This is a genomic window from Yoonia sp. (assembly GCF_017854415.1).
In the GTDB taxonomy this organism is placed as follows: domain Bacteria; phylum Pseudomonadota; class Alphaproteobacteria; order Rhodobacterales; family Rhodobacteraceae; genus Yoonia.
This window is the reverse complement of sequence record NZ_JAFMHR010000003.1, coordinates 1-26,743: the sequence shown is the minus strand read 5'-3', so window position 1 is coordinate 26,743 and position 26,743 is coordinate 1. Positions and strand designations below refer to the sequence as shown.

The following is a 26,743-nucleotide window of genomic DNA, read 5'->3' as shown; positions in this document are numbered from 1 at the left end:
TTTTGGCTGGAATGGGTGCCTAGGCTGAGGCATACAGAAGGTAGCCAAAAGACTGGGGAATTGCAGATGACGCTTGCCGTCCCGAAACTAAAGTCCTGTTCGGACTGTCCGATCCGCTATAATGCTGTCTGTTCCAAATGCGAACCAGACGAAATGCGCGACTTGGAAGAAATCAAATACTACCGCTCATATTCAGCAGGCCAGACAATCTTTTTTGGTGGCGATTCTCTGGAATTTGTAGGTTCGGTTGTCTCTGGCGTGACCAGCCTGACCCGCACTTTGCCTGATGGGCGTATCCAGATGGTCGGGCTTTTGTTGCCCGGTGATTTTATGGGCCGACCGAACCGCGCGACGATTGAATGTGATGTTGTGGCCGAGACAGATGTGATGCTGTGCTGTTTCCGCCGTAAGCCATTCGAGCAGATGATCGAGAGCACCCCGCATGTCGGCCAGCGCCTGCTTGAGATGACATTGGATGAACTTGATGCCGCCCGCGAATGGATGTTGGTTTTGGGGCGAAAAACCGCACGTGAGAAGATCGCGTCGCTGTTGCATATGATTGCTGTCCGCATGGCATCGCTGAAACCCGGAGAGACGGCAGAGGCGATTTTTACGCTGCCGATTACCCGTGAAACGATGGCGAATTATTTGGGTTTGACCATTGAAACTGTCAGCCGCCAGATGTCTGCACTCAAGAAAGAAGGGCTGATTGCATTTGAAGACCGCCGCGATATTCGCGTGCCTGATCTGGAAGCGCTCAAAGCGGAAACAGGCGAGGACTTCTAAGCCTTAACTTTCGTAAAGAACCGATAGGTCGTGGCAATCGCCGCAATCCCAAGTCCGGTTCCATATCCGATCCAGACTCCGTTTGGCCCCCAATCCCACACAAACCCCAAGACATAGCCAATAGGCAGTGCGATGATCCAATAGCTGATCATGGTGATCCCCACGGGCACAAAATTATCCATCATACCGCGTGACGCCCCCAGCATCGTGCCTTGCACGCCGTCGGCCACTTGCATTGCAGCGATGACGATGAACATTGATGTGGCCAGCTTGATCACTGCTGCATCATCCGAGAGTGCGTTGGCCAGATAATCGCCGCCTGCCAAAAGGCCCGCCATGACAAGCGTCATCCATCCGATAATCACGGCAAGTGCCGCAATCCCGATTTGTACCAGTCGCGCGCGTTCATCTGCGCCAACTGCTTGGCCCACGCGAATTGAAACCGCGATCGAAATGCCCAAAGGCACCATGTAAAGCACGCCCGCCACAGCAGAAACGATCTGGTTAGCCGCAAGCGCCACCGCGCTGAACCATCCCATCATCAAGCCCGCAAAAGCATAGGCAGCACCTTCGCCGATATATCCGGTCGCAATCGCCGCACCTTGCTTGAGTTGAATTCGAAGTTCTTGCCGATTGCGCGCAACTTTCATCCGCGCGTCTGCTGTCAGTTTGGATCGCTGCCAAATGATCCACGCCAAGACCAACGACGCGGTTTGCGACAAGAGGCTTGCAATACCAGCGCCGACAAGCCCAAGCCCTTCCCATTGTCCGATCCCGTGAATGAGGATGTAGTTGGCGGGTATATTCAGCACGACGGCCGCAAGTGCCAGCATCACACCGACCCAAGGCGCGTCGATTGCATCAAACAAACCCTTAAGCGCGTAAAAGATGGTGAACGGGATTAACAGCAGGCTCATTGCAGTCCAATACCCGCAAAGAAGTGCCAGAACTTCTGGTGGCTGGCCTAAATGGACCAATGCTGGTCGCAGCATGAGCATCAGCGTGGCGCCTAGGATGCCTGCCACAATCGCAATGCGCACACCGGTTTGGGTGGCGCTTGAAAGGTCATCTACGCTTTGCTTGCCGCGGGCTTCTGCCATCCGCACGCCAACGGCTGAGACAAAGCCATAAAGCCCTGAATAAAAGATGATAATCACCGAATTGGTAATCGATGCTGCCGCAAGCGATAGCGTGCCGAGGGGCGCGATCATGATCGTGTCCACAACGCCGATCAATGTAGCCGCCGCCAAAGAGATCACGATAGGAAAACCCAAACCCGTCAGTTTGCGCATTTCGCGCCAAATGATCAGGGCGCGCGGCGTCTGTGCCTGCGAGATGATGTGCTGTTGGGTCATGTACTGCCCCTAAGGGTTGGCCCATATAAGTCAAGCTGTCAAAGACGGGACGTTGGCCGGATCACCTAGCGTGACATTAAAATCGGCAGATCAGCAGCTTCGAGCAAGTCACGCGTTGCCCCACCAAAGACGGCTTCGCGCATTCTTGAATGTCCATATGCACCACTGACGATCATATGCGCGCCGACTTCTTTGGCGCGCCGCAACAGGATGTCACCCACATGCGTTTCGGTTTTCGCCAAGACCGCGACCTCTGATTTGGTGCCGTGCCGCATTAGGTATTGTGCCATAGCGCCGCCCGGGTCGGACCGGTCAGCAGCATGCTTTGGCGGATCAATGATGCAAATATCGGCCACGTCGGCCTGTTCCAACAAAGGCAACGCCGCGCGCGCAGCGGCCAGCGCCTCGTCGCCGTCGTTCCACCCCATGAGCACATGGCCGCCCGCATCGGGGGCTTTGCAGCCTTTGGGGATCATCAAAACCGGACGCTCGGCTGCGAAAAGGCACGCCTCAACCAAAGTGGCAGCTTCCGGGTTGTCCTGATAGGGTCGGGGGAGGACGACCAAATCAGAAAATCTAAGTTTGCTTGCAAGGTAATCATGCAGAGCAGGGCCTTGAACGGTCGCAGATTGCGACGACCAGCGGGTGACTTCACCGTGCATCCGATCTTTGAGCCAGACATTGATCTTGTCACGTTCCGCCATCGCATCACGGGTTTGTTCGGCAATCAACAGCGCCTCGGAGCCCATGTAGTGGTGCATCGTTTCCGTATGACTGATCGTGACGACATGAACATCCAGATGGGCGTCCATTCTGTCAGCAAGTGCGATCGCCGCATCAAGTCCTTCGGCCGCTTGATTGGTGCTTGTTAGAATAGTCGCAATGATCTTGTAAGCCATAGTGCTTGGCCTTCCCCGTATCGGATAAATATTGGGGGCGATCGTTCGCGCAGAACCGCTCCATAAACATGATCATGGCACAGGCTTGCGAAGGCTGACTTGATCCATATCAAATGTGCCATTGATCCACATCAAGGACGCTCGATGTCGCGCGCATCATAAGAAAATCACCAAGTAGCTGTCGGACCCATTTGTAATCCGACAAAAGAAGGGGATCTCTTATGGGGAACTACATTAAGCTCATAGCACTGGGGGGCGTGACGCTCTTTGCCGCTATCGGGGCAAACTGGGGGCGTGATGTTGCTTACATCGTTCACGCCATGATTATTATGGTTGTTGCAGCCTATATGTTCGTGCGCGTTTTGCGCCGCATGGATGCACCAGCCTACGCCACACCGGATGGCTATATGGACGATGTCGTCCGCGCCGGTGTGATCGCCACAAGTTTTTGGGGTGTGATCGGCATGTTGGTCGGCGTCGTTATCGCCTTTCAGTTGGCCTTTCCGGCTCTGAACTTTGAGGTATTGCAACCTTATGGCAACTTTGGACGCCTACGCCCGCTGCACACCAGTGCGGTGATTTTTGCGTTTGGGGGCAATGCCCTGATCATGTCGTCGTTCTATATCGTGCAGCGCACTTGTGGTGCGCGCCTGTGGGGCGGCAATCTGGCATGGTTTGTGTTCTGGGGTTACAACCTGTTCATTATTCTTGCCGCGACTGGCTACCTGCTGGGCGCCACACAATCCAAAGAATACGCAGAGCCTGAATGGTACGTCGATATCTGGCTGACCATTGTTTGGGTTGCGTTCTTGGCAGTTTATCTTGGTACGATCTTTAAGCGGACCGAAAAGCACATCTATGTTGCAAACTGGTTCTTGCTGGCCTTCATCGTCACAGTGGCGATGCTACATATCGTCAACAACATTAGTATTCCCGTCAGCATCTGGGGCAGCAAATCCGTGCAGGTCTTTAGTGGCGTGCAGGATGCGATGGTGCAGTGGTGGTATGGACATAACGCGGTGGGCTTCTTCCTGACTGCGGGCTTCCTTGGCATGATGTACTACTTCGTGCCCAAGCAGGCCGGTCGTCCGGTTTATTCCTATAAGCTGTCGATCATTCACTTCTGGGCGCTGATCTTTCTATACATCTGGGCCGGTCCACACCACTTGCACTACACAGCGCTGCCTGATTGGGCTGCAACCTTGGGCATGGTCTTTTCGATCGTTCTGTGGATGCCAAGCTGGGGTGGTATGATCAACGGTCTGATGACGCTGCAAGGCGCTTGGGACAAACTGCGCACCGATCCGATCTTGCGGATGATGGTGATTAGCCTCGCGTTCTACGGGATGTCGACCTTCGAGGGTCCGATGATGTCCATCAAAGCGGTCAACAGCCTGTCACATTATACTGACTGGACCATTGGTCACGTTCACTCAGGCGCACTTGGCTGGAACGGCATGATTACATTTGCTGCACTGTACTTCCTCACACCAAAATTGTGGGGCCGGGCACAGATGTATTCCATGAGTGCGATTAACTGGCACTTCTGGTTGGCGACAATCGGCATCATCCTTTACGCGGCCTCGATGTGGGTCACCGGTATCATGGAAGGCCTGATGTGGCGCGAAGTCGACGCAAACGGGTTCCTTGTGAACAGCTTTGCCGACACCGTTTCCGCGAAGTTCCCGATGTATGTTGTTCGCGGCCTTGGCGGGGTTTTGTACCTGACTGGCGCAGTGATCATGTCCTGGAACATCTTCATGACCATCCGGGGTGGGGCGAAAGTCACTGCACCGGTTGGCGTGCCAGCTGAATAAGGAGGTCAGGAAAATGTCTGATACACCAAACTCACCCGCTAAAGGCTTCCTTGCCAAACACGCATTGCTGGAGCGTAGCCCCACGTTGCTTCTGGTTTCGACCTTGTTGGTCGTGTCCATCGGCGGGATCGTGGAAATTGCACCGCTCTTCTACCTCGAAGGTACGATCGAAGAGGTCGAAGGCGTGCGTCCTTACTCCCCGCTAGAATTGGCAGGGCGTGACATCTACATCCGCGAAGGGTGCTATACGTGCCATAGCCAGATGATCCGCCCAATGCGCGACGAGGTCGAACGTTATGGTCACTATTCACTGGCTGCGGAATCGATGTACGATCATCCGTTCCAATGGGGATCAAAGCGTACCGGGCCTGACTTGGCCCGGGTCGGGGGCAAGTATTCGGATGCTTGGCATCTTGATCACCTGATTGCGCCACGTTCTGTTGTGCCGGAATCGATCATGCCGGGCTACGCCTATTTGCTTAATACCCAAGTGAACGCGGAACACACCGCCGATCTGGTATCCACCCACCGCTTTGTCGGCGTACCTTACACGGAAGAGATGGTCGAAGTGGCCGCCGCTGACGTGTTGGCACAGGGCGATCCGGATACAGATGCCTATGATGATCTGTTGGAACGCTATCCGGGTGCGCAAATTCGCAACTTTGATGACGCGCCGGGCGTATCCGAAATGGATGCTTTGATCGCTTATCTGCAAATGCTGGGCACCACGGTCGATTTTTCGACCTTTACCCCAGCCGCAAGCCGCTAAGGAGGGCTGATAATGGAAACTACATCTGTTCTAAGCGAACTCGCAGATAACTGGATGCTTGTGGCAATGTTCACCTTGTTTGTCGGTGCTATTCTCTGGGCTTTGCGCCCAGGTAGCAAAGCCGTTCACCAGGAAACAGCCAACATCCCTTTCCGCAACGAGGATCACCCGCCAAGCGCGAACCGCAAGGCGTCATCCAAGAACGAGGAGCCGCAATCATGAGCAGCAATGATCAAAAAGACATTGATGAAGTCACCGGCACCGACACCACTGGTCACGACTGGGACGGCATCAAGGAATTGAACAACCCGTTGCCACGTTGGTGGTTGTGGTCACTTTACCTGACGATCATTTGGGCTGTCGGTTATACGATCGCATATCCCGCATGGCCGATGGTCAGCAGCGCCACCGCTGGTGTGCTGGGCTATTCAACACGCGCAGAAGTCGCCCAAGACATCGCCCGCTTTGAAGACGCTAACGGCGAGATACTCGCACAACTTGCGTCAGCGGATCTGAACGTTCTGAACGAAAATCCAGAATTGTTGCGATTTGCGAACTCTGCGGGTGTTGCGGTTTTCCGCAACAACTGTTCGCAGTGTCACGGATCGGGTGCGGCTGGTGCTTTGGGTTATCCCAACCTGCTTGACGATGATTGGCTTTGGGGCGGTGATTTCGAGAATATCGAATACACAGTGCGCCACGGCATTCGCAACGAAGAGGACTGGGATGCGCGCTATTCCGAGATGACCGCCTATGACGAGATTTTCAGCAATGAAGAGGTCGATCAGGTTGTCCAGTATGTGCGTTTGATTTCAGGTCAAGAACATGACGCAGGCATGGCCGAGGCGGGAACAGAGCTGTTCTTGAACAACTGTTCTGCTTGTCACGGTGATGAAGGCATGGGCAACTACGATCTTGGTGCGCCCAACCTGACAGATGCGATCTGGCTTTACGGTGGTGATCTGGAAAGCCTCGAAGAAACTGTCCGTTATGCCCGCTTTGGTGTGATGCCCCCTTGGGGTGAACGCTTGAGCGAAGCGCAGATCAAAGCAGTCACCGCTTACGTGCACCAATTGGGAGGGGGCGAGTAAGCATCACCGGCCCTGCACCACCTGTTCGCGCATAGGTGCAAGGGCCAAGTGAAGGGAAAGGCGTCTGCGAAAGCGGGCGCCTTTTTCTGATAGAAGACCTTTGATCTGCAGTTAGGTTATGTTGGATTGCGGGCTATACGCATCTGCGATGCGGACGTAAGCAACAATTGATAGTCTGGTGGCCGCTTGTCAGAATGGTGCAATGAGAAACTGGCTCAGAAAAACAATTTTCGTTGTGTCTTCGGGACTGTCGGGACTTTTCTGCATTGCGTATTACTTTTCGTATCGCAATTGGCAAAGTTGTTTCAACGAGGCAGGCAGGTGTTTCGATGGTGATGTCGGGAACGTCTATTTGGAACAATCAGGCATAGCATGGTTGTCTATGGCCTTGCTTGCGTTTGGCGTTGCACTCTATCAACTGTGGCGTCTGACGCGCTAAGCCTGCTGCGCCAATCGCGCCTCAAGCACATCAAAAGGCACACCTGGATCGTCCTTCGCGCCGCGAATAACCAGCGATGTTTTCACTGATGCGACGTTGCCCGCGCTGGTCAGTTCTTCGGTCAAGAACCGCTGGAACGTGCGCAGATCAGGAGCCACGCATTTGAGGACAAAATCCACCTCGCCGTTCAGCATGTGACACTCGCGCACTAACGGCCAGCTTTGGCAAAGCCCCTCAAACGCGCTTAAGTCTGCTTCGGCTTGACTGACCAATCCGACCATCGCAAAGACCTGCACTTCGAACCCCAATTCGCGGGCGTTAACGTCTGCGTGGTAGCCAAGGATGAAGCCCTGTTCTTCCAACGTCCGCACGCGGCGCAGACAGGGTGGCGCAGAGATTCCGACGCGTTTGGCTAGCTCGACGTTGGTCATACGACCGTCCGCCTGAAGCTCGGCCAGAATCATCCGGTCAATTTCGTCTAATTTTGCCCCTGGCATCGGATATTTCCCTGATATTTTTACAAATACTACGCTGAAGTAATGACTTGCGCAACAATATTTCAAGACCTCGCAAGAAAAGAACTTTGCTATTTTGCTGTTTGCTGGTCTTTCAACATACCCGCTGCGGGGCTATATCGAGAGGAACAAAATTTGAAGAGGCTGCCATGACCGACACGCGACACATCAAAGTTCTGATCATTGGCTCTGGCCCTGCTGGCTATACTGCGGGCGTTTATGCCGCGCGCGCGATGTTGGAACCGGTGCTCATTCAAGGGATCGAACCGGGCGGACAATTGACCACAACGACAGAGGTCGAAAACTGGCCCGGCGATACCGAAGTGCAAGGTCCCGATCTGATGATCCGGATGGAGGCGCACGCCCGCGCAATGGGCTGCGAGATTGTAGGCGATATCGTTACCGAACTTGATCTGCAAAACCGCCCCTTCACTGCTAAATGTGATAGCGGCGCGGTATATACTGCGGACGCAGTGATCTTGTGCACTGGCGCGCGGGCCAAATGGCTGGGCCTGCCGTCCGAGGAAAAATTCAAAGGTTTTGGTGTCAGTGCCTGTGCGACTTGCGACGGGTTCTTTTATCGCGGCCAAGAGATTGTCGTCGTTGGCGGCGGCAATACGGCCGTGGAAGAGGCGCTATTCCTAACGAATTTCGCGTCCAAAGTGACGTTGGTGCACCGCCGCGATGAATTGCGGGCCGAGAAGATTTTGCAGCATCGTCTGATGAAAAACCCCAAAATCGAAACGCTCTGGTTCCATCAGATCGAAGAAGTTTATGGCGGCGATAGCCCGCTAGGTGTCGAAGGTGTCCGCGTTAAACACACGAAAACGGGTGAAGTGACGGACCTGCCTGCCAAGGGTGTTTTCGTGGCGATCGGCCATGCGCCTGCCAGCGAATTGGTGAAAGACCAACTTGAGACGCACAACGGTGGCTACGTGAAAGTTGCGGCAGGTACGACCAAAACGGCGATCCCGGGTGTGTTTGCAGCGGGCGATTTGACCGATCACGTTTACCGCCAAGCGGTTACCTCTGCGGGGATGGGTTGCATGGCGGCGTTGGACGCGGAAAAGTTCATCGCAGAAATGGATGATCCGTCCTAAGCAGATGTCGTTTTGGCATGATACGTCCCGATTAGCCGCGTTTTCGCAGATAAACGGCCTTTTCTGCCTGCCTTGCTAGACATCCTACTTATTGGAGGGGTATGCCAACAGCAATCGCATTGGCAGTTGATAGAGTATGAAAATGTCGCAAGATCTGGCCCCAATCCCCGAACTTTATGTGTCCTATGAAAGTGCACAAAAGCTAAAGGTCGAAGCGGCTGATCTGATCAGCCTTGACCTGACGCCGCGCCAAGTGTGCGATTTGGAACTGTTGATGAATGGTGGGTTCAATCCACTAAAAGGGTTCTTGTCAGAGGCAGACTATAACGGCGTTGTGGACAACATGCGGATGGCGGACGGCACGTTGTGGCCGATGCCGATCAACTTGGATGTCTCGCAGACCGTCTCAGATACGGTCAAAATTGGGCAGGATATTGCGCTGCGCGACCAAGAAGGCGTGATCCTTGCGACTATGACGGTAACCGATAAATGGGTGCCTAATAAATCACACGAAGCCACGATGGTCTTCGGCGCTGACGATCAGGCCCATCCAGCCGTGAACTATTTGCGTAATACGGCTGGGTCCGTTTATCTGGGCGGCCCGATCACGGGCATTCAACAGCCCATTCACTATGATTTCCGCGGACGTCGTGACACGCCAAACGAACTGCGCGCCTATTTCCGCAAACTGGGCTGGCGCAAGGTCGTGGCCTTTCAAACCCGCAACCCGCTGCACCGTGCCCATCAAGAACTGACGTTCCGTGCCGCGAAAGAAGCCCAGGCGAACCTGTTGATCCATCCCGTCGTTGGCATGACCAAGCCGGGCGATATTGATCACTTTACCCGCGTGCGTTGCTACGAGGCGGTTCTGGATCAATACCCGTCCGCGACAACGACGATGAGCCTGTTGAACCTAGCGATGCGCATGGCCGGCCCACGCGAGGCAGTTTGGCACGGTCTGATCCGCAAGAACCATGGCTGTACCCATTTTATTGTGGGGCGCGATCATGCTGGACCGGGCAAAAACTCGGCAGGTGAAGATTTCTACGGGCCCTACGATGCACAGGATTTGTTCCGCGAGCACCAAGTCGAAATGGGCATCGAGATGGTCGACTTTAAGCAGATGGTGTACGTGCAGGACCGCGCGCAATACGAACCAGCCGACGAAATTACGGACAAAGAAAACGTCACAATTCTGAATATCTCGGGCACTGAACTGCGACGTCGTTTGTCTGAAGGGCTAGAAATACCAGAGTGGTTTTCGTTCCCGGCCGTTGTGGAAGAGCTGCGCAAGACGCGGCCGCCTCGGGCGAAACAGGGCTTTACTGTGTTCTTTACCGGATTTTCCGGTTCTGGAAAATCGACGATAGCGAATGCTTTGCTGGTCAAACTGATGGAAATGGGCGGCCGTCCGGTGACCTTGCTTGATGGCGATATCGTGCGCAAGAATCTGTCATCGGAATTGGGATTTAGCAAAGAACACCGCGATCTGAACATCCGTAGAATCGGTTATGTTGCGTCCGAAATTACCAAAAATGGCGGCATCGCGATTTGCGCTCCGATCGCGCCTTATGCAACGACCCGCCGCGCTGTGCGCGAAGATGTACAGGAATTTGGTGCGTTCATCGAAGTGCATGTCGCAACATCCATCGAGGAATGTGAACGCCGTGATCGCAAGGGGCTTTATAAGCTGGCCCGCGAGGGGAAGATCAAGGAATTTACGGGGATTTCAGACCCATATGATGTTCCGCAGAACCCCGAGCTTAGCCTTGAGACTGAAAGCGTGCCTGTCGATAACTGTGCGCATCAAGTGATCTTGAAGCTTGAAAGCCTTGGATTGATTAAGGGGTAGGGTGGGTCAAGACCCACCTTACGTCCATCAATGTAGTGTGACGGGCTGCATGTCGTTTTCGCGCGCCAGATGAAAAGCCAACTTGCGGTTTGCGACCAAGGCCAGTTGTTCGCCAGAGGCGTTGTGAACAGCGAATAATTCCAGCAGATCTCCGGCTTTTTCGCGCATGTCATCAGGCAGATCAGCAACCAGGATCGGTTTTACGTAGACGATGCCTTTGTCGATGTTTCCCAAGTCGAATTTCGTGTTCATGCTCTAGCCTTTCTTGATATTGATTGTTTGAACGATGCGCTCCGGTTCTGCGCGGGTCAGATCGATGTGCAGTAATCCGTTTTCCATCACAGCCTCGCCGACATCAACGCCGTCTGCCAGAACGAATGACCGCTGAAACTGGCGGGCGGCAATTCCGCGGTGTAGGAAAATCCGTCCATCGCTTTCGTCGGACTGTCGCCCACGGATCACCAAAGCGCTGTCCTCGACGGTGATTGCCAGATCGCTTTCCGCGAAACCTGCCACGGCCAGCGTGATACGGTAGGAATGCGCGCAAGTTTGTTCTATATTGTAGGGGGGATACCCATCGTTCCCGTTCTTTGCGGTACGTTCAACCAGCCTTTCCAGCTGCTCAAATCCCAAAAGGAACGGATGCGTCCCTAAAGCCATTTTTGTCATAAGACATGTCCTTTTCGAAGCGACTGTCAGGTGCTGGCCCCGCATGCGGCGACCGTTATCAAAAATATGGGGGCGCTGAGGGCATTGATCAAGAGGAAGTATTAGGTTCTTGGTCCTAAACCGCTGTAGGGTAGCGACAAGTTAACGCTAGATTTGGACGCCTTTCACATGAATGTTTCGAACGAAATGGAAGAGCACGAAGTGCTGCGTGTGAAATTGGAAGTACTCAAGCAAGAACACCGCGATCTCGACGAGGCGATTGACGCCCTGCAAATGCGTGGATCGTCCGATATGTTGACGGTGCGGCGGTTGAAAAAGCAAAAATTGGCTCTGAAAGACCGGATCACGTATCTTGAGGACTGCATTCTCCCTGATATTATTGCCTGATGGCATTGCCGCGCTTGCGGCCATGGCTATAGTGCGGCCTTCTTGAAACGATGGAACGATGTCATGACCAAACCCCTTGTCGGCATTATTATGGGCAGCCAATCCGATTGGCCCACAATGCGCGAAGCTGCAGATGTATTGGATGAGTTGGGTGTCGCCTATGAGACCAAGATCGTGTCAGCGCACCGCACGCCTGATCGCCTATGGGAATATGGCAAAACTGCCGTTGATCGCGGACTGCAGGTGATTATTGCTGGCGCAGGCGGCGCTGCTCATTTGCCGGGTATGATGGCTTCTAAGACCCGCGTGCCAGTTGTGGGTGTTCCAGTGCAAACCAATGCCCTGTCGGGTGTCGACAGTCTTTATTCTATTTTGCAAATGCCGCGTGGCTATCCGGTGGCCACAATGGCAATCGGTGCGGCTGGTGCTAAAAATGGTGGCTTGATGGCGGCTGGTATTCTGGCGCTTCAAGACCCCGCACTTGCCGTCCGTCTTGACCAATGGCGTGCTGATCTCAGCGCCTCTATCCCTGATGAGCCTAGCAATGACTAAGCCGCTGCCCGTGGGGGCGACCATTGGTATTTTGGGCGGTGGTCAATTGGGTCGGATGCTGTCTGTCGCGGCTGCAAGGTTGGGTCTGAAAACACATATCTTTGAGCCAGGTGTAAATGCGCCTGCTGGCGACGTGGCCCACCGTGTGACGACCGCCAGTTATGAAGATGCCATAGCCCTGACCGCATTTGGTCACAGCGTCGATGTCATTACTTATGAATTCGAAAACATCCCGACCAGCGCGCTTGATCTGCTTGAAACGCTTGCGCCGATACACCCTGGACGCCTTGCATTGGCGACCAGCCAGGATCGATTGGTCGAGAAGAAGTTCTTGCAAGATCTTGGCCTGCAAACCGCACCCTTTGCGGATGTGGCCAGCGCCGCTGATCTAGATACCGCGATTGCTGAAATCGGCACACCCGCGATCCTGAAAACCCGCCGTTTCGGGTATGACGGGAAAGGGCAGGCGCGGATTATGACGCCTGCTGCTGCTGCTGGAGCATTTGCTGATATGGCAGGCGCGCCTGCAATCCTGGAAGGCTTTGTTAATTTCAGCCACGAAGTGTCGATCATCGGCGCGCGGTCGCCGGATGGCGCAGTGTCTTGCTATGATCCCGGCGAAAACGTGCATGAGGACGGCATTTTGCGCACCACTACTGTGCCTGCAAAGCTTAGCCCGAACCAGCGGACAGACGCGGTTTTGATCGCCGCACGCATTCTCAATGCGCTGGACTACGTTGGCGTTATGGGGGCCGAGCTGTTCGTGACACCGCAAGGTTTGATCGTGAACGAAATTGCACCGCGCGTGCATAATTCGGGGCATTGGACGCAGAACGGCTGTACGATTTGTCAGTTTGAACAGCATATTCGTGCCATTGCAGGTTGGCCTTTGGGGGACGGATCGCGTCATTCTGATGTCGTGATGGAAAATCTGATCGGCGACGATATGGCCCGCGTACCTGAATTAGCTAAAACCGATGCGGCTATCCACCTTTACGGCAAGGCTGACGTTAAAGCGGGCCGTAAGATGGGCCACGTAAACAAGATCGTGCCTGCCGCCAAATAGACCTTAGTCGTTCCCGAAAATAACGTCAGTCAGGCTCAGGTCGCGATCAAAACGCCCTTCCTTGAGGAACACGATCACTTCTTCTATGACCAGGGGGTTGTTCATCATGAAGGTGTGCGTGACAGGCAGGACAATCTGGTCCTGCATTTCGGCCAGCTGGGTCGATGCAACCGAAACTTTGCCGTCGTCTGGCCCGTCAATTAATGCCGAATAGACCGGATTAAGCGAGCGGTTTCCTGCGATGATCCCAATTTCATAGGGCAGCAAATCAAGAGAGTTTGGTAGGCTGTCTTCGTCAGTACCTAGCTGCATTCCCGCAGGTCCATTGACCCACTGAAACGGTTCAAAATCTCCGAAAATGTCGACCAGTTCAGACCCGCCATTCGGTGGTGCCAGCATCACGACACGACCCATGCTTGGCGGGCGGTTATTTTCTAGCCAAGCACGCGCAAGGATGCCGCCCATCGAGTGGGTCACAAAATGCACAGTGGCGTCACCACAGGCCGCCACATCTTCGGCGAGGTGTTCATCGACAAGGGTTTGAATATCAGCAGACGTCGAAGGATAGCCGCGGTTGATCACCTTATAGCCGTGATCCTCAAGGACCAATTGCATCGGTGTCAAAGAAATTTCAGTCCGTGCCAAGCCGTGCAATAGCACAACGCAGTCCTGTGCCATTGCTGCACCTCCGGTAAAAACGCCAAAAAGGATCGCCCAAATCAGTTTCATATTGGAAAGGTAGCATTTGTTCGGCGTAGCAAAAGCCCCAACACAAGAAAACCTAACGTCGCGCGGTAAGTGACACCGCTATTCCGCCTAGAACAAGCGCGCCAGCGACGATCAAGCGCAGCGTTAAGGGCTCGCTTAGGAGCGCAACCCCGGCTGCCACGGCGATCACTGGAACGCTAAGCTGTGCGATCCCTGCGACTGTTGTGGGCAGAGATGGCAGTGCGTGATACCACATCGCATAGCCGACACCGGATGTGATTGCCCCTGCGATGATCGCTGTGAATATACCGTTCAATGGCATGGCGCCAATGCCGATCCAAACCATTGCCGCTGCCACGAGAGGGCAACACAACAAAAAGTTGCTCGCAGTCGCGCCCAAAGCGTCAGATTCAGCGCGACCCAAAAGCGTATAGGCAGCCCAAGCGATACCCGCGATTGTCATTGATATTGCACCGCCCAAGTGCACCGCCGCTTCTCCGCTGGGCCACAGTAATACGCAAAGCCCCGTCAGCGCGATCACGGCCCCGATCCAGCGCAGTAGGGGAATGTTATTGCCTTCAAACACAGCCCAGCCAAAGATGACAACTTGCAGAACACCGAATAGAATAAGAGCGCCTAGACCCGCGTCGAGCGTGATGTAGGCCCATGAGAACCCAACCATGTAGACTGCGAGCGCTGCCGCACCTGCCATGCGTTTTCGGGTCAAAACTGGCGGGGAAGGGGCCTTGCGGACGATCACCAACAGCCACAACATCAGGGCACCAGCAGCGGTCCGTACCGTGGCAAAATCCAGCGGATCCATGCCCTGCAACGCGACCCCGATCCGGTTGAGTACCGAATTGGCCGCAAAGGCACACATTGTCAAAGCGACAAGCGCGAAGAGTCTCATGCGCTATCCCGCATCATATGCAAATCGGACAAGCGCTGCAGGATCGGCTTCGCCCAGTCCTGCATTGATCGCCAGTTCTAGACGTGTGCCGGAAGCCTTCAATGTTTCGGATGCCAGCCCATAAGACTGCACCACCCCCTGAAACACACCGTTGTCTTTTTTGCCCGCGTTGATGGTGAAGCCCGCGGTGTCATCTTCGCCTAGGATTTTTGGCAACCGATCAACTATGAAAGGCATACCTGCCGGACCTCCGGCCAGAATGCGCATCGCCGTCTCCATCGGCAAGCCAGAGCGTTTGGCCAAGGGCATTAATTCGCCAAGCCCGTTAAAGTAGCATTGCAGCATAGCGTTGTTGATTGTCTTCATCACAAGTCCGGTTCCCAGTGGACCTACATGAAAAACCCGACTTGAGATGCCTGCAAGAACTGCACTCGCCCTTTTTGCTGCGGCTTCTGTTCCGCCAATGAAAACACCACACGCACCAGCATGAACAAGTTCAGGTCCGCCAGAAATAGGTGCATCAACGGCAACCGCCCCTTTCGCTTCTATACTTGCGATACGGTCCTTCAAAACGGCAGGAACAACAGTGCTGGTTTCGATGATTTGTTTTCCGGTCAAGTCAGAGTCCAGCAATGCATCCAGAACGCTGGCGACGGCAGTATCGTCAAATAGGCTTAGGATCAGGACGTCGCTATTGGCGACAAGTGCTGCAAGATTGGGCGCTGATGTGATGCCTGCTAAGTTGGCGCCACTTCGGGTCCAGCCCAAGACGTTGTATCCTTGATCCTGCATGCGCGAAGCGATGGCGCTACCCATGCGGCCTAATCCAATGACACCGATCCGTTCCATTTGAGCCCCTTCAATTGCGGTCGAGCTAGTTGATACTGGTTACACGAAAATGAAAAGGGCGGCTCCTTGCGGAACCGCCCTTCTTTAACTTTGGTCTACATGTTCCCGGTATTTGCTGTGCAAACACTTGCTTCATGCAAAACGCGTATGGGCGATGCCCAAGTCGCGTTTTACATCATGCCGCCCATGCCGCCCATTCCGCCCATGTCAGGCATGCCGGCGCCGCCGCCGTCTTTCGACGGCTTATCAGCAACCATAGCTTCGGTTGTGATCAGCAGGCCAGCAACAGATGCTGCGTCCTGAAGCGCTGTGCGCACAACTTTAGCCGGGTCGATGACGCCAAACTTGAACATGTCGCCATATTCTTCTGTTTGTGCGTTAAAGCCGAACGACTTGTCGTTGCTTTCGCGGATTTTGCCAGCGACGACAGAACCGTCAACGCCTGAGTTTTCAGCGATCTGACGCAGTGGTGCTTCGAGGGCCTTGCGGATGATCGAAATACCAACGTCTTGGTCGGAGTTCGCGCCTTTCAGGTCAGCAAGTACTTTGCCAGCCTGAACCAGAGCAACACCACCACCAACAACGATGCCTTCTTGAACAGCAGCGCGTGTCGCGTTCAGTGCATCGTCAACGCGGTCTTTACGCTCTTTGACTTCCACTTCGGACATGCCGCCGACGCGGATAACAGCAACACCGCCAGCCAATTTGGCAACGCGCTCTTGCAGCTTTTCACGGTCGTAGTCGGATGCTGTCTCGTCAACTTGGCCACGGATCTGCATGACGCGTGCTTCGATTTCAGCTTTGTCGCCGCCACCGTCAACGATAGTCGTCTCGTCTTTGGTGATCGAAACGCGCTTGGCAGAACCAAGCATGTCCATTGTGACGCTTTCCAGCTTCATGCCCAGATCGTCAGAGATGACCTGGCCGCCAGTAAGGATTGCGATGTCCTGCAACATGGCTTTGCGGCGATCGCCGAAACCAGGTGCCTTAACAGCCGCAATTTTCAAACCGCCGCGCAGCTTGTTTACAACAAGCGTTGCAAGTGCTTCGCCTTCGACATCTTCTGAGATGATCAAAAGTGGCTTGCCGGACTGGATGACTGCCTCAAGCAGTGGAACCATTGGCTGCAGGGAAGAAAGCTTCTTCTCGTGCAACAAGATGATCGCATCTTCGAGTTCAACAGTCATTTTGTCAGGGTTAGTGACAAAGTAAGGGGACAGGTAACCGCGGTCGAACTGCATGCCTTCAACAACATCAGTCTCAGTCTCGAGGCCTTTGTTCTCTTCAACAGTGATAACGCCTTCGTTGCCAACTTTTTGCATCGCATCAGCGATCTGACGACCGATTTCTGCTTCGCCGTTGGCGGAAATTGTACCGACCTGCGCAACTTCGTCGCTGTCGTTGACCGGACGTGCCGCAGCTTTGATGGCTTCAACGACTTTCAACGTGGCAAGATCGATACCGCGCTTGAGGTCCATTGGGTTCATGCCAGCAGCAACAGATTTCATACCTTCGCGAACAATCGCTTGGGCCAGAACTGTTGCAGTTGTTGTACCGTCACCAGCTTCGTCATTGGTGCGCGATGCAACTTCTTTGACCATCTGCGCGCCCATGTTCTCGAACTTGTCTTCCAGTTCGATCTCTTTAGCGACAGATACACCGTCTTTCGTGATACGTGGGGCGCCGAACGACTTGTCCAAAACCACGTTGCGGCCCTTTGGACCAAGCGTGACTTTAACCGCATCTGCAAGGATGTTCACACCCTTGAGCATACGGTTGCGGGCGTCGGTCCCGAATTTTACTTCTTTAGCAGCCATTTTCATGTGCTCCTTCGTTTAAGTGAATAATGAGGTCGATCACTTCGGCTTACATAATGCCGAGGATGTCGCTTTCTTTCATGATCAACAGCTCTTCGCCGTCGATCTTGACCTCAGTGCCGGACCATTTGCCAAACAGTACTTTGTCGCCTGCTTTGACGGACATCGCGATCAGCTCACCGCTGTCTTTGCGTGCGCCTTCGCCAACGCTGACGATTTCGCCTTCTGCGGGCTTTTCTTTCGCGCTCTCAGGAATGATAAGGCCGCCAGACGTCTTCTCTTCGCCTTCAAGGCGACGGACGAGTACGCGGTCGTGAAGTGGTGTAAATGCCATTTCAGAACTTCTCCAGTTCGGGTTTCTTTGTGTTAGCACTCAACAGTGCCGAGTGACAACGCGTAGGTAGGGACCGTGGAGAGGTGAGTCAACAGGTGGCACCCCGCAATTGTTTGTTTTTCTGTTTCAAGGGATTTTGGTTGGGGAAACGAAGTGACTTGTGCGCACTCGCAAACGGAGGGCTTGTGGAGCGCCGCGCTGAACAGCACATTCGACATGTATGTTGTATTTGTGTTAAATAGCCTGACAAGTATGACAGTCTTTGGCATGCGAAAATTACCGCTTTATCTACTTGTCAAATGCGCTGATCAACGTTTCTGCCCTCATCCAAAGCAGTGCATCGATCACCACTCAGTCTTTCTTGCGTGGTTCTTTGTCATCTTCCGAAAGAATACGCCATGCATCACCTTCAAGGTCTTCATACTGATTGCTGCGCAGCGTCCACAAGAACGCTGCCAGCCCAAGCCCGCCTAGAAAAAGTGATATTGGAATGAGCACAACAAGAATGTTCATAGCCGTCCCTTCAAGCGCAATGCGTTCAAAAGAACCGTAATCGAAGACGCCGACATTGCAATGGATGCGATCAGCGGGGTGGCAAAACCGGCAAGGGCTACGGGCACTGCGATGACGTTATAAATGGTCGATATCGTAAAATTTTCCTTGATGCGGGCAAGCGCTGCGCGTGCCACCAACGGCAGTTCGATCAAGGGCTGCAAGCTGTCGTTCAGCAGCACGATGTCAGAGGCCGCGCGCGACGCATCCGCCGCCGTCGCCGGCGAAATAGAGGCATAGGCCGCGGCCAGCGCACCAGTGTCATTCAAACCGTCGCCGACCATCAGGACCTTTGCGCCATCTGCTGTCAGCTTTTCAATGTACGCTATCTTGTCTGCGGGTTTGGTTGCCGCCTGCCATGCATCAATGTTCAGTGCGGCAGCGATGCGCGCCGTTTCATTTGCGTCATCACCTGACACCAGATGAATGCTAAGCCCTTGGTCCTGCCATGCGCGCACGAGGGCTGCCGCGCCTTCGCGCAGCTGCGACTGCAAAGCAATCCTTTGTGGCTTTGCATCACCGATCTGAATGAATGTGCCGTGCCCTACACCAAGCCAATTGCCTGACCCAAGGCGGACCGTTTGGCCGTTGTAAGTGGCGCTGAGGCCTTGGCCAGCATGTTCTTGTTGGTTCGTCACTAATGCGGGGATCACACCATGAAGCGAAGCCGCTATCGCTTGGGAAATCGGGTGGGTCGCGTTTTGTGTCATGGCAAGGGCGATGCTTTGCGTTTGCGCATCCATCATATCACGGGCTGCTGCGGGCATGGTCAGCGTACCGGTTTTATCGAATACAACCGTATCGACTTCGGCCAAACGTTCCAGCGCTGTGCCGTCTTTGACCAACAGACCCGCACGGAACAAACGCCCAGCGGCGGTGGTCGACACTGCAGGGACAGCAAGGCCCATCGCACAAGGGCAAGTGATGATCAAAACCGCGACCGCGATGTTCAGCGACAGACGCAGATCGGCAGAATACAGCATCCAGCCGATAAATGCGAACAGTGCCAGCAGATGCACGGCAGGCGCATAAATCGCAGCGGCTTTGTCGGCGACTGCCGTGTAGCGATTGCGCACCGCTTCGGCCTCATCAACCATCGTGACCATCTTGCGCAGCGTTGTGTCCGAACCGACCGTGGTCGCGCGGATCGTGAGCGGACCGGTCATATTGACCTCGCCTGCGGTGACCGAGGTCCCCGTAGTTGCGTCGCTCAGGCGGCTTTCACCTGTCAAAAGCGAGCGGTCAATTTGGCTGATACCGTCGGTGATTTTGCCATCAACGGGAATGCGCCCACCGGGCAAGACTTGAATCAGATCGCCAATCGCCAAATCTGCGAAATCCACCATTTGCCGCACGCCGTCGCGCAACCGCATGACGCGCGGTACTTCAAGTGCGGAAAGTTGCGCGGCGGCGGAGGCGGCAGCTTTGCGGCTGCGGTGATCTAGGTAGCGGCCAATGAGCAGGAAGAACGTCAGTGTGACGGCTGCGTCAAAGTAAGAATGATGCCCGCCATAAATCGTCTCATAAAGCGAAATGCCAGAGGCCAGAATGATCGCCAACGCAATTGGCACGTCCATATTCAACCGGCCCGCTTTCAGCGAACGCCAGCCGCTTTCAAAGAAAGGTTGGGCGGAATAGAGCAGTGTCGGGATCGCGATCATCGCTGTGATCCAATGGAACAGCTGCATTGTCGCACCGATCGCACCGGACCAGATCGCGACGGACAGCAGCATGATATTCATGTTCGCAAAACCGGACACGGCGAGGCGGGTCATCAGGCCACGCCCGTATTCGTCGGCGTCGGAACCTAGCAGGCTATTGTCCAGAATGCGGGCCTCGAACCCTGCCATCTCAAGCGTGTCAATCAGGGTTTCGGGTGACACGGGCTGGTTGGTGCCGATCGTGACCCGCTTCATGCTGAGATTTACCCGCGCGTTTGCGACACCTTCGAGTGCGCGCAAGCTGCGCTCGACCCCGTTGATGCAGGCAACACAGTGAATACCGGGTAACGACAAAACGATCTGGTTGGTGCCATTGGATGCCGCTTTTTCAAGCTGCCCTTCTGGCAGCCCAACGCAAGCTGGACAAAAGGCGGCGTCGCTCATTTCGCGGTCAGCGGAAAGCGGCGGCGAAATTTCGTACCGTCAGGAGCGATCAATTCAAGGCGCAAATTCCAGTAGCCTTCGTGCATAGCAACAGGTGCCACCAATTCGGTGCCGTTCCAGACAAATGCGGGCGTGCTGTCTTGGCTGGTGTTGGTCGCACGGCCAAGGATGGCGCGCGTGACTTCAACTTCGATGGGTTCACCGCGATGATCAAGGACAGTTACCGTCAAAAGACCGTCGTCGATGTCCGCACTGACATCCCAGCGCAGTGCGTTTTGTGCTGCGCGGTCGGCTTGAAAGGTTTGACTTACCTCGTAGGAATTGCGGGCCTCAAGGCCAGGGAAGGTCGCAACGGCATTCCACGCCAGTGTCAGGTTCACCGCGATGATGATACCAAAACCACCAATCATCAGGCCCAACATGTGCCAGCCAGTAAATTCACGTGTCATTATTGTGCCCTTCCGTTGAAGATTGCGTCTTTGTGGGCGCGTTCGCCTGAAATCAGGTCTTCGACCCAGAACCGAAGATCGGTTCGGTCAACGCTCGCCGCCGGATCAATTGGGCGGGCCGATACGTAAACGCGCTGTAGAAATGTTTCATTTGCGGGGACCGTGACAACCAACTGCGATGTCCCCTCAAGTTCGATCCGCAGGATCGCGTCCGAGGTGAGGGACAGATGGAACTCGCGGTCCTCGCCATTCTTGTTGAGCAGGCGGATGTCGTAGATATTTCGGATCGTGCCGTCTGACAGAGTTACAAATGTCGGGTTGCGCACAGGTGCGACCGTCATTTCGATGTCAGCACGCACAAACAGTGCCACAACCAGACCTACACCAATCAAAGCCCAAAGGGTCGTGTAAAGCATGGTCCGAAAGCGCAAGACATGTTCCCAAATACGCTTGGCTGGTTTGCCTTTGGCCTCTTCGTCCTGATCAGACAGTGCAAGGTAGTCAATCAATCCACGCGGTTTGCCAATCTTCGCCATGATGTCATCGCAGGCATCAATGCACAGCGCACAAGTGATGCACTCCATCTGTTGACCATCGCGAATGTCGATGCCCGCTGGGCAGACATTCACGCAAGCCATGCAATCAATGCAATCGCCCGCACCTTCGACGCGCTGCTTGCCGCGCGGTTCGCCACGCCATTCGCGATAAGCGACAGTCAGTGTTTCGGGGTCCATCATTGCGGCCTGAATACGGGGCCAAGGGCACATGTAGTTGCACACTTGTTCGCGCATAAAGCCGCCGAATATGAATGTTGTTGCAGTCAGCACGGCGATTGTGGCCCACGCGACGGCAGGTGCGGTTAAGGTTGCAAGGCTAACGGCCAAAGTCGGCGCATCGGCGAAATAGAACACCCACGCACCACCCGTCGCCACCGAGATTAGCAACCAAACGGTCCATTTAAATAGGCGCAGGCGGATTTTGTGAAAACTCCAATCCGCTTTCCACAGGCGGACCCGTGCGTTGCGGTCGCCCTCGATCCAGCGCTCGACAAGGATAAACAGGTCGGTCCAGACAGTTTGGGGGCAAGTATAGCCACACCAAACCCGTCCAAGTGCCGCCGTGAATAGAAACAGTCCAAGCCCGGCCATAATCAAAAGACCCGCGACGAAATAGAACTCGTGCGACCAGATCTCGATCCAGAAGAAATAGAAACGGCGGTGGGCCATATCAATCAACACCGCTTGGTCGGGCAGGTTCGGCCCACGGTCCCAACGAATCCACGGGGTCAGGTAATAAATACCCAAAGTGATCCCCATCACCCACCATTTTAGATTGCGGTAAAAGCCTTTTACTCTGCGCGGAAAAATAGGTTCACGCGGGGCATAAAGCGGCTGCGGATCTGTTGAAGACATTTTTTGGCCTAAAGAAAGTTTCTGTTCGCTGAGTCTGTTCTAAGGGAGTTGCGATAGAAAACCTTGATGTGGATCAATCTAACTAACTTTGTATTGCAAAATCGAAATATGTTTGCATTTGCTTTCGCCGCGATACCGCGTTCATAAGACCCAAAGCGCGGACGGTATCACTTTGATGCGCGTAATGATGATCCAAAGAGGAACCCAGAATGATTGAACGTATTGAAACCGGCGAACGCTCTTCCAAAATCGTAAAGCACAATGGGGTGGCATACCTGACCGGTCAGGTCGCCGAAGGTGACACGATCCAAGAGCAGGTGCGCATTTGTTTGGACAAGGTTGATGCCTTGCTGGAAAAAGCCGGATCATCGCGCGAAAACATGCTGCGGGTCACGATTTGGTTGGCGGACATGAAAGACTTCGCAGGACTGAACGAGGTTTGGAACGACTGGGTTCCCAGCGGTCATGCACCTGCACGCGCTTGCGGCGAAGCCAAGCTGGCGCGTCCAGAATTGAAGGTCGAATTCATCGTGGACGCGGCCTACGACTAAGCCCTCTCGCTTTCACGAAACAACAGGCGTAGGTCTGCGGGTATGAATATTGTTCGCCTTGAAGATGCCCATACCCTGCCACTATGGCGCAGGCCGACAACGCTGTTGTTTGTTATGGCAATGGCGATGCCAATTGCCTTTGCGACATGGTCCGCGCTGCTGAATAACTTTGTGATTGAGGTGGCAGGCTTTGACGGATCTGACATTGGTTGGCTGCATACGGTCCGCGAAATTCCGGGGTTCTTTGCGATTGGTGTGATCGCCCTGATCATGTTTATCCGCGAACAGGTTTTAGGACTTGTCGCGCTGATTATGCTGGGTGCGGCCACAGCGGTGACTGCGCAATTCCCCCAAATGGGCGGGATTTTGGCGGTCACGATGTTGTCTTCAATCGGTTTCCACTATTACGAAACGGTAAACCAATCACTGCAATTGCAGTGGATCGACAAAAAGAAAGCACCACAAACGCTGGGTTGGATTTTGTCAGCCGGGTCTGCCGCAACTTTAGTGGTTTACCTGCTGATTGTGATCAGTTGGGAGCGTTTCGGGCTAACATATAGTATCGTTTATTGGCTCTCTGGCGGGTTCACCGCCGTTGTCGCCACGATCTGCCTGCTAGCCTATCCGCAATTCGAGGCCCCGCATCCGCAAATCAAAAAGATGATCCTACGCAAGCGTTATTGGCTGTATTATGCCTTGCAATTCATGTCTGGCGCGCGGCGTCAGATTTTTGTCGTGTTCGCGGGCTTTATGATGGTCGAACAGTTTGGTTTTGCGGTTGATGACATCACCAAGCTGTTCATGGTGACTTTACTGATCAATATGTTCGTGGCCCCGCTTTTGGGTGGATTGGTGCAATTCTTTGGCGAACGCCGTGCGTTAGTGTTCGAATATGCCGGGCTGTGTCTGGTGTTTTTCGCCTACGGCGGCATCTATTATTTCGGCTGGGGCGTGGTGTTGGCGACGGTACTTTATGTTGTGAACCACCTGTTCTTTAGCCTCGCTCTTGCGATCAAGACATACTTCCAGAAAATCGCTGACCCGCAAGATATTGCACCGACTGCCGCAGTGGCCTTTACGATCAACCATATCGCAGCAGTCTTTTTGCCTGCGCTACTCGGATATGTTTGGCTGCAATCACCCGGCATGGTGTTTTTGCTCGCTGCTGGCATGGCGATCATATCGCTGCTTTTGTCGTTGATGATCCCGCGCCATCCAGCCCCCGGTCACGAGACCGTGTTCCAAGGGCGATTATTGAGCGCTGCAGAGTAGTAAATGCGCACATCCGCCTTATATCCTTGTCGAACCTAACAGGAGGCCGCAAATGTTTTTCATGAACCGTTCAAAATCCGAAATGGTCGCGCCAGAGGCTGCACTCGCAGGACGCGCATCAGCGATCCCGACTGCACAAACCCATTTTGTCTACGGCACGCCAATCGTCGCAAATGCCCCCGAAGGCCTCGCAGAGGCGATGTTCGGTATGGGCTGTTTTTGGGGCGTTGAGCGGATGTTCTGGAAGCTGGGCGGGGTGCAATCCACAATGGTTGGCTATGCCGGCGGCTATACTCCGAACCCGACATACGAAGAAGTTTGCAGCGGCAAGACCGGCCATAACGAGGTCGTTCGCGTCGTGTTTGACCCGTCCGTTATTTCATATGACGAACTGCTGCAGGTATTTTGGGAAGGCCACAACCCGACCCAAGGCATGCGCCAAGGCAATGATGCGGGTACGCAGTACCGCTCTGGCATCTACACTTATTCGAGTGCGCAGCAGTCTGCGGCCGAAGCATCTAAATCCGCCTTTGCACCGCGCTTGTCCGAAGCAGGCTTTGGTGTGATTACATCCGAGATCGTCGGCGCGCCGACGTTCTATTTTGCGGAAGAGTATCACCAGCAGTACCTTGCCAAAAACCCGAGTGGTTATTGCGGGATCGGTGGCACCGGGGTGACCTGCCCGATTGGGGTCGGCGCGTAAGCGAACACCATGATGCTTGATATCGGTGCGCGAATTGCTTTGCTGCCTGTCTTGATTGGGCAAGCGCTTTTTGTTCGCAACCGTATTGTCAAACTGCCAGAACCGCAGGGCGCGCGCAGTGGTAGCTGTGGTTCTGGCCCAAGTCTGCGCCTGCTCATCATCGGCGACTCTTCCGCCGCAGGCGTGGGGGTTGCTACACAAGCGGATGCGCTTTTGGGGCAGATCACCCAAACGCTTTGTGATGATTTCACCGTTCACTATGACCTTGTGGCTGTCACAGGCGCGCGCACAGTTGATGCGCTGGGCTGGCTGCCTGACCTCGCTTCGGACCAATATGACGTTGTTCTCACGGCCTTTGGTGTGAATGACGTCACAAAAGGTACATCGCTGCGGCGGTTCCTTTGGCAGCAGGCACAAATGCTTGATCACCTGCAGTCGCAACGCCAAGCCGGATTGGTCATCATATCAGGCCTGCCGCCAGTTAAGGATTTTCCGGCCCTGCCATATCCACTTCGGTGGCTACTGGGCCGACAAGCAATGCGGTTCGATAAGGCTTTGCGGCAAATGGTGGATCAGCGTGCTGGCTGCGCTGGGCTGGCCTTCAGCCAAACCTTACAAGCTGACAGCATGGCGTCTGATGGATTTCACCCCGGACCTGATGTCTATGCCGCATGGGCGGCAGAAGCGGTAAAGTGCATCAAAGCGCACGCGCCATTGCCTTGACGCTGTCGGGCCTGCGCAATAACGGGAGCGGGACAGACGCGAAGGGCGCCAAAATGACCACATATGCTGCACTGACAACCATCGCGGGCGAAGATCCTGCCTACCAATTAGCAGAGACACTTGAAGGGCTGGTGCCTGAGCCGACAGGCATCGGTGTTTTCGAGATCGAAGACGGTTCGGGTCTGTGGGAGGTCGCGGCCTATTTCACGCAAACGCCAGACGCGGCGGCATTGGCTGTGTTTTCGGCCTTGCATCAAGCCAAACCATTCAACATCTCGGAAATCCCCGATCAGGATTGGGTGTCCAAAGTGCAGCGCGAATTGGCGCCCGTCGCAGCAGGGCGGTTCTTTGTCTACGGATCGCATGACGCAGACAAGGTGCCAATGGACAAGATCCCGCTGTTAATCGATGCGGCAATGGCGTTCGGAACGGGTCATCACGGCACCACAAAAGGCTGCCTAGAAGCATTCGACGCGTTAATGGACCTAGGGTTCAAAGGTGGGCGGATTTTGGATATCGGCTGCGGCACGGCCGTACTCGCAATGGCAGCTGCCAAAGTGTTGCCTGATATGATCTTGGCCAGCGACATCGATCCGGTCGCTGTTGAAGTGGCCCAAGCCAACGTGTTGAGCAATAATCTGCGCGACCGCATCAACTGTCTTGTAGCGCCGGGTTTTGAAGCGCCCGAACTGGCAAATGGAGGCCCCTATGACTTGATCTTTGCCAACATTCTCAAAGGCCCTCTGATCGGCCTCGCGCCTGATATGGGGCGGCATGTAAGCACGGGAGGGTATGTGATTCTCTCGGGTATTTTGAACGAACAAGCCGATGAGGTCGTTTCAGTTTATCATCAAAATGGGTTCGAATTAATCGAAAATCGGTCGATTGTAGACTGGGCGACACTAGTTTTGGCGAAAAAAGGCTGATTTAAGATGGTAAATGGCCCAAATCGATCAAAAAGACTTGTTTAAGGCTTCATTAAGGCAGAAAGTATATTCGTAATTAGTATAGTTAATTTCTGGAGGGTCTCCCGGTGCAAGCCAACGTCCCATTCGACAAAA

At 54.4% G+C, this 26,743-nt stretch carries 29 protein-coding genes; 15 read left to right on the top strand and 14 right to left on the bottom strand.

The genetic code is table 11. The features are described 5' to 3' along the window. The first annotated feature begins 66 nt into the window (after nucleotides 1-66). Nucleotides 67-786: a transcriptional regulator FnrL gene (gene fnrL, locus QZ197_RS00805; protein ID WP_296429308.1), complete on the top strand. Its 720-nt coding sequence runs from the start codon at nucleotides 67-69 to the stop codon at nucleotides 784-786. Here the strand turns inward: fnrL and QZ197_RS00800 are convergent. Both QZ197_RS00800 and QZ197_RS00795 read right to left on the bottom strand, forming a co-directional pair. Continuing rightward, the gene (locus tag QZ197_RS00800; RefSeq protein WP_296429307.1) at nucleotides 783-2,141 is read right to left on the bottom strand and encodes an MATE family efflux transporter; all 1,359 of its coding nucleotides are present in this window, start codon (nucleotides 2,139-2,141) and stop codon (nucleotides 783-785) included. The two genes, fnrL and QZ197_RS00800, sit on opposite strands and share 4 nt — an antisense overlap. 65 nt (nucleotides 2,142-2,206) lie before the next feature. Beyond that, complete coding sequence (locus QZ197_RS00795; RefSeq protein WP_296429306.1) at nucleotides 2,207-3,040, bottom strand: universal stress protein; 834 nt, start codon at nucleotides 3,038-3,040, stop codon at nucleotides 2,207-2,209. Between the two features lie 221 nt (nucleotides 3,041-3,261). Here QZ197_RS00795 and ccoN point away from each other — a divergent pair, with 221 nt between their 5' ends. Genes ccoN through ccoP form a run of 4 tightly spaced genes read left to right on the top strand, consistent with a single transcriptional unit; the run spans nucleotide 3,262 to nucleotide 6,717 of the window. Then, nucleotides 3,262-4,857 (top strand): cytochrome-c oxidase, cbb3-type subunit I, encoded by a 1,596-nt coding sequence (gene ccoN, locus QZ197_RS00790; RefSeq protein ID WP_296429305.1) that lies wholly within the window; start codon nucleotides 3,262-3,264, stop codon nucleotides 4,855-4,857. 13 nt (nucleotides 4,858-4,870) lie between these two features. Beyond that, a complete protein-coding gene (gene ccoO, locus QZ197_RS00785) occupies nucleotides 4,871-5,626 on the top strand; it encodes a cytochrome-c oxidase, cbb3-type subunit II (RefSeq protein ID WP_296429304.1) in 756 nt (251 codons plus the stop codon). A 12-nt stretch (nucleotides 5,627-5,638) separates the two neighbouring features. Continuing rightward, on the top strand, nucleotides 5,639-5,848 hold the full coding sequence (locus QZ197_RS00780) for a cbb3-type cytochrome c oxidase subunit 3 (RefSeq protein WP_296429302.1): 210 nt from the start codon (nucleotides 5,639-5,641) through the stop codon (nucleotides 5,846-5,848). Beyond that, nucleotides 5,845-6,717, top strand: coding sequence for a cytochrome-c oxidase, cbb3-type subunit III (ccoP, locus tag QZ197_RS00775; protein WP_296429300.1), 873 nt, complete (start codon nucleotides 5,845-5,847; stop codon nucleotides 6,715-6,717). Before QZ197_RS00780 ends, ccoP begins: the two co-directional genes overlap by 4 nt. 435 nt (nucleotides 6,718-7,152) lie before the next feature. Here the strand turns inward: ccoP and QZ197_RS00770 are convergent, their stop codons facing one another. Next, nucleotides 7,153-7,653: an Lrp/AsnC family transcriptional regulator gene (locus QZ197_RS00770; protein WP_296429299.1), complete on the bottom strand. Its 501-nt coding sequence runs from the start codon at nucleotides 7,651-7,653 to the stop codon at nucleotides 7,153-7,155. Between the two features lie 167 nt (nucleotides 7,654-7,820). Here QZ197_RS00770 and trxB point away from each other — a divergent pair, with 167 nt between their 5' ends. Together trxB and QZ197_RS00760 are read left to right on the top strand one after the other, a co-directional pair. Continuing rightward, nucleotides 7,821-8,771, top strand: coding sequence for a thioredoxin-disulfide reductase (trxB, locus tag QZ197_RS00765; RefSeq protein ID WP_296429298.1), 951 nt, complete (start codon nucleotides 7,821-7,823; stop codon nucleotides 8,769-8,771). Nucleotides 8,772-8,907: 136 nt separating this feature from the next. Next, the gene (locus QZ197_RS00760; RefSeq protein ID WP_296429297.1) at nucleotides 8,908-10,623 is read left to right on the top strand and encodes a bifunctional sulfate adenylyltransferase/adenylylsulfate kinase; all 1,716 of its coding nucleotides are present in this window, start codon (nucleotides 8,908-8,910) and stop codon (nucleotides 10,621-10,623) included. A 27-nt stretch (nucleotides 10,624-10,650) separates the two neighbouring features. Here QZ197_RS00760 and QZ197_RS00755 read toward each other — a convergent pair whose 3' ends face one another. Together QZ197_RS00755 and QZ197_RS00750 are read right to left on the bottom strand one after the other, a co-directional pair. Further along, entirely contained in the window at nucleotides 10,651-10,875 is a 225-nt protein-coding gene (locus QZ197_RS00755) for a DUF1150 family protein (RefSeq protein ID WP_296429296.1), read from the bottom strand. Between the two features lie 3 nt (nucleotides 10,876-10,878). Continuing rightward, a complete protein-coding gene (locus tag QZ197_RS00750) occupies nucleotides 10,879-11,292 on the bottom strand; it encodes an Hsp20 family protein (RefSeq protein WP_296429295.1) in 414 nt (137 codons plus the stop codon). Between the two features lie 168 nt (nucleotides 11,293-11,460). Here QZ197_RS00750 and QZ197_RS00745 point away from each other — a divergent pair, with 168 nt between their 5' ends. The 3 genes from QZ197_RS00745 to QZ197_RS00735 all read left to right on the top strand — a co-directional run bounded on the left by QZ197_RS00745 (nucleotide 11,461) and on the right by QZ197_RS00735 (nucleotide 13,297). Continuing rightward, on the top strand, nucleotides 11,461-11,679 hold the full coding sequence (locus QZ197_RS00745) for a DUF465 domain-containing protein (protein ID WP_296429294.1): 219 nt from the start codon (nucleotides 11,461-11,463) through the stop codon (nucleotides 11,677-11,679). A 63-nt stretch (nucleotides 11,680-11,742) separates the two neighbouring features. Further along, nucleotides 11,743-12,231, top strand: coding sequence for a 5-(carboxyamino)imidazole ribonucleotide mutase (gene purE, locus QZ197_RS00740; protein ID WP_296429293.1), 489 nt, complete (start codon nucleotides 11,743-11,745; stop codon nucleotides 12,229-12,231). Then, the gene (locus tag QZ197_RS00735) at nucleotides 12,224-13,297 is read left to right on the top strand and encodes a 5-(carboxyamino)imidazole ribonucleotide synthase (protein ID WP_296429292.1); all 1,074 of its coding nucleotides are present in this window, start codon (nucleotides 12,224-12,226) and stop codon (nucleotides 13,295-13,297) included. The genes purE and QZ197_RS00735 overlap by 8 nt, the downstream gene beginning before the upstream one ends. 3 nt (nucleotides 13,298-13,300) lie before the next feature. Here QZ197_RS00735 and QZ197_RS00730 read toward each other — a convergent pair whose 3' ends face one another. From QZ197_RS00730 to ccoG, 9 genes are all read right to left on the bottom strand, one after another. Continuing rightward, nucleotides 13,301-14,026, bottom strand: a complete 726-nt coding sequence (locus QZ197_RS00730; RefSeq protein ID WP_296429291.1) for an alpha/beta fold hydrolase — start codon at nucleotides 14,024-14,026, stop codon at nucleotides 13,301-13,303. Between the two features lie 52 nt (nucleotides 14,027-14,078). Further along, entirely contained in the window at nucleotides 14,079-14,915 is an 837-nt protein-coding gene (locus tag QZ197_RS00725; protein ID WP_296429290.1) for a DMT family transporter, read from the bottom strand. Nucleotides 14,916-14,918: 3 nt separating this feature from the next. Beyond that, nucleotides 14,919-15,764 carry an NAD(P)-dependent oxidoreductase gene (locus QZ197_RS00720; RefSeq protein ID WP_296429289.1) on the bottom strand — a complete coding sequence of 282 codons (846 nt, stop codon included), beginning with the start codon at nucleotides 15,762-15,764 and terminating at the stop codon, nucleotides 14,919-14,921. 170 nt (nucleotides 15,765-15,934) lie between these two features. Beyond that, nucleotides 15,935-17,581: a chaperonin GroEL gene (groL, locus tag QZ197_RS00715; protein WP_296429288.1), complete on the bottom strand. Its 1,647-nt coding sequence runs from the start codon at nucleotides 17,579-17,581 to the stop codon at nucleotides 15,935-15,937. Nucleotides 17,582-17,630: 49 nt separating this feature from the next. Continuing rightward, nucleotides 17,631-17,915, bottom strand: a complete 285-nt coding sequence (locus QZ197_RS00710; RefSeq protein WP_296429287.1) for a co-chaperone GroES — start codon at nucleotides 17,913-17,915, stop codon at nucleotides 17,631-17,633. Nucleotides 17,916-18,266: 351 nt separating this feature from the next. Then, complete coding sequence (ccoS, locus tag QZ197_RS00705) at nucleotides 18,267-18,428, bottom strand: cbb3-type cytochrome oxidase assembly protein CcoS (protein WP_296429286.1); 162 nt, start codon at nucleotides 18,426-18,428, stop codon at nucleotides 18,267-18,269. Then, nucleotides 18,425-20,572 carry a heavy metal translocating P-type ATPase gene (locus QZ197_RS00700; protein WP_296429285.1) on the bottom strand — a complete coding sequence of 716 codons (2,148 nt, stop codon included), beginning with the start codon at nucleotides 20,570-20,572 and terminating at the stop codon, nucleotides 18,425-18,427. The genes ccoS and QZ197_RS00700 overlap by 4 nt, the downstream gene beginning before the upstream one ends. Then, nucleotides 20,569-21,021, bottom strand: coding sequence for a FixH family protein (locus tag QZ197_RS00695; RefSeq protein ID WP_296429284.1), 453 nt, complete (start codon nucleotides 21,019-21,021; stop codon nucleotides 20,569-20,571). Before QZ197_RS00695 ends, QZ197_RS00700 begins: the two co-directional genes overlap by 4 nt. Continuing rightward, the gene (ccoG, locus tag QZ197_RS00690) at nucleotides 21,021-22,433 is read right to left on the bottom strand and encodes a cytochrome c oxidase accessory protein CcoG (protein ID WP_296429283.1); all 1,413 of its coding nucleotides are present in this window, start codon (nucleotides 22,431-22,433) and stop codon (nucleotides 21,021-21,023) included. Before ccoG ends, QZ197_RS00695 begins: the two co-directional genes overlap by 1 nt. 209 nt (nucleotides 22,434-22,642) lie before the next feature. Here ccoG and QZ197_RS00685 point away from each other — a divergent pair, with 209 nt between their 5' ends. The 5 genes from QZ197_RS00685 to QZ197_RS00665 are packed head-to-tail and all read left to right on the top strand — an operon-like array spanning nucleotide 22,643 to nucleotide 26,608. Further along, nucleotides 22,643-22,984, top strand: coding sequence for a RidA family protein (locus tag QZ197_RS00685; protein WP_296429282.1), 342 nt, complete (start codon nucleotides 22,643-22,645; stop codon nucleotides 22,982-22,984). Between the two features lie 42 nt (nucleotides 22,985-23,026). Next, nucleotides 23,027-24,256, top strand: coding sequence for an MFS transporter (locus QZ197_RS00680; protein WP_296429281.1), 1,230 nt, complete (start codon nucleotides 23,027-23,029; stop codon nucleotides 24,254-24,256). A 52-nt stretch (nucleotides 24,257-24,308) separates the two neighbouring features. Beyond that, nucleotides 24,309-24,959, top strand: a complete 651-nt coding sequence (msrA, locus tag QZ197_RS00675; protein WP_296429280.1) for a peptide-methionine (S)-S-oxide reductase MsrA — start codon at nucleotides 24,309-24,311, stop codon at nucleotides 24,957-24,959. Between the two features lie 9 nt (nucleotides 24,960-24,968). After that, entirely contained in the window at nucleotides 24,969-25,682 is a 714-nt protein-coding gene (locus tag QZ197_RS00670; RefSeq protein WP_296429279.1) for an SGNH/GDSL hydrolase family protein, read from the top strand. Between the two features lie 53 nt (nucleotides 25,683-25,735). Then, nucleotides 25,736-26,608, top strand: a complete 873-nt coding sequence (locus QZ197_RS00665; protein WP_296429278.1) for a 50S ribosomal protein L11 methyltransferase — start codon at nucleotides 25,736-25,738, stop codon at nucleotides 26,606-26,608. The last annotated feature ends 135 nt before the right edge of the window (nucleotides 26,609-26,743 follow it).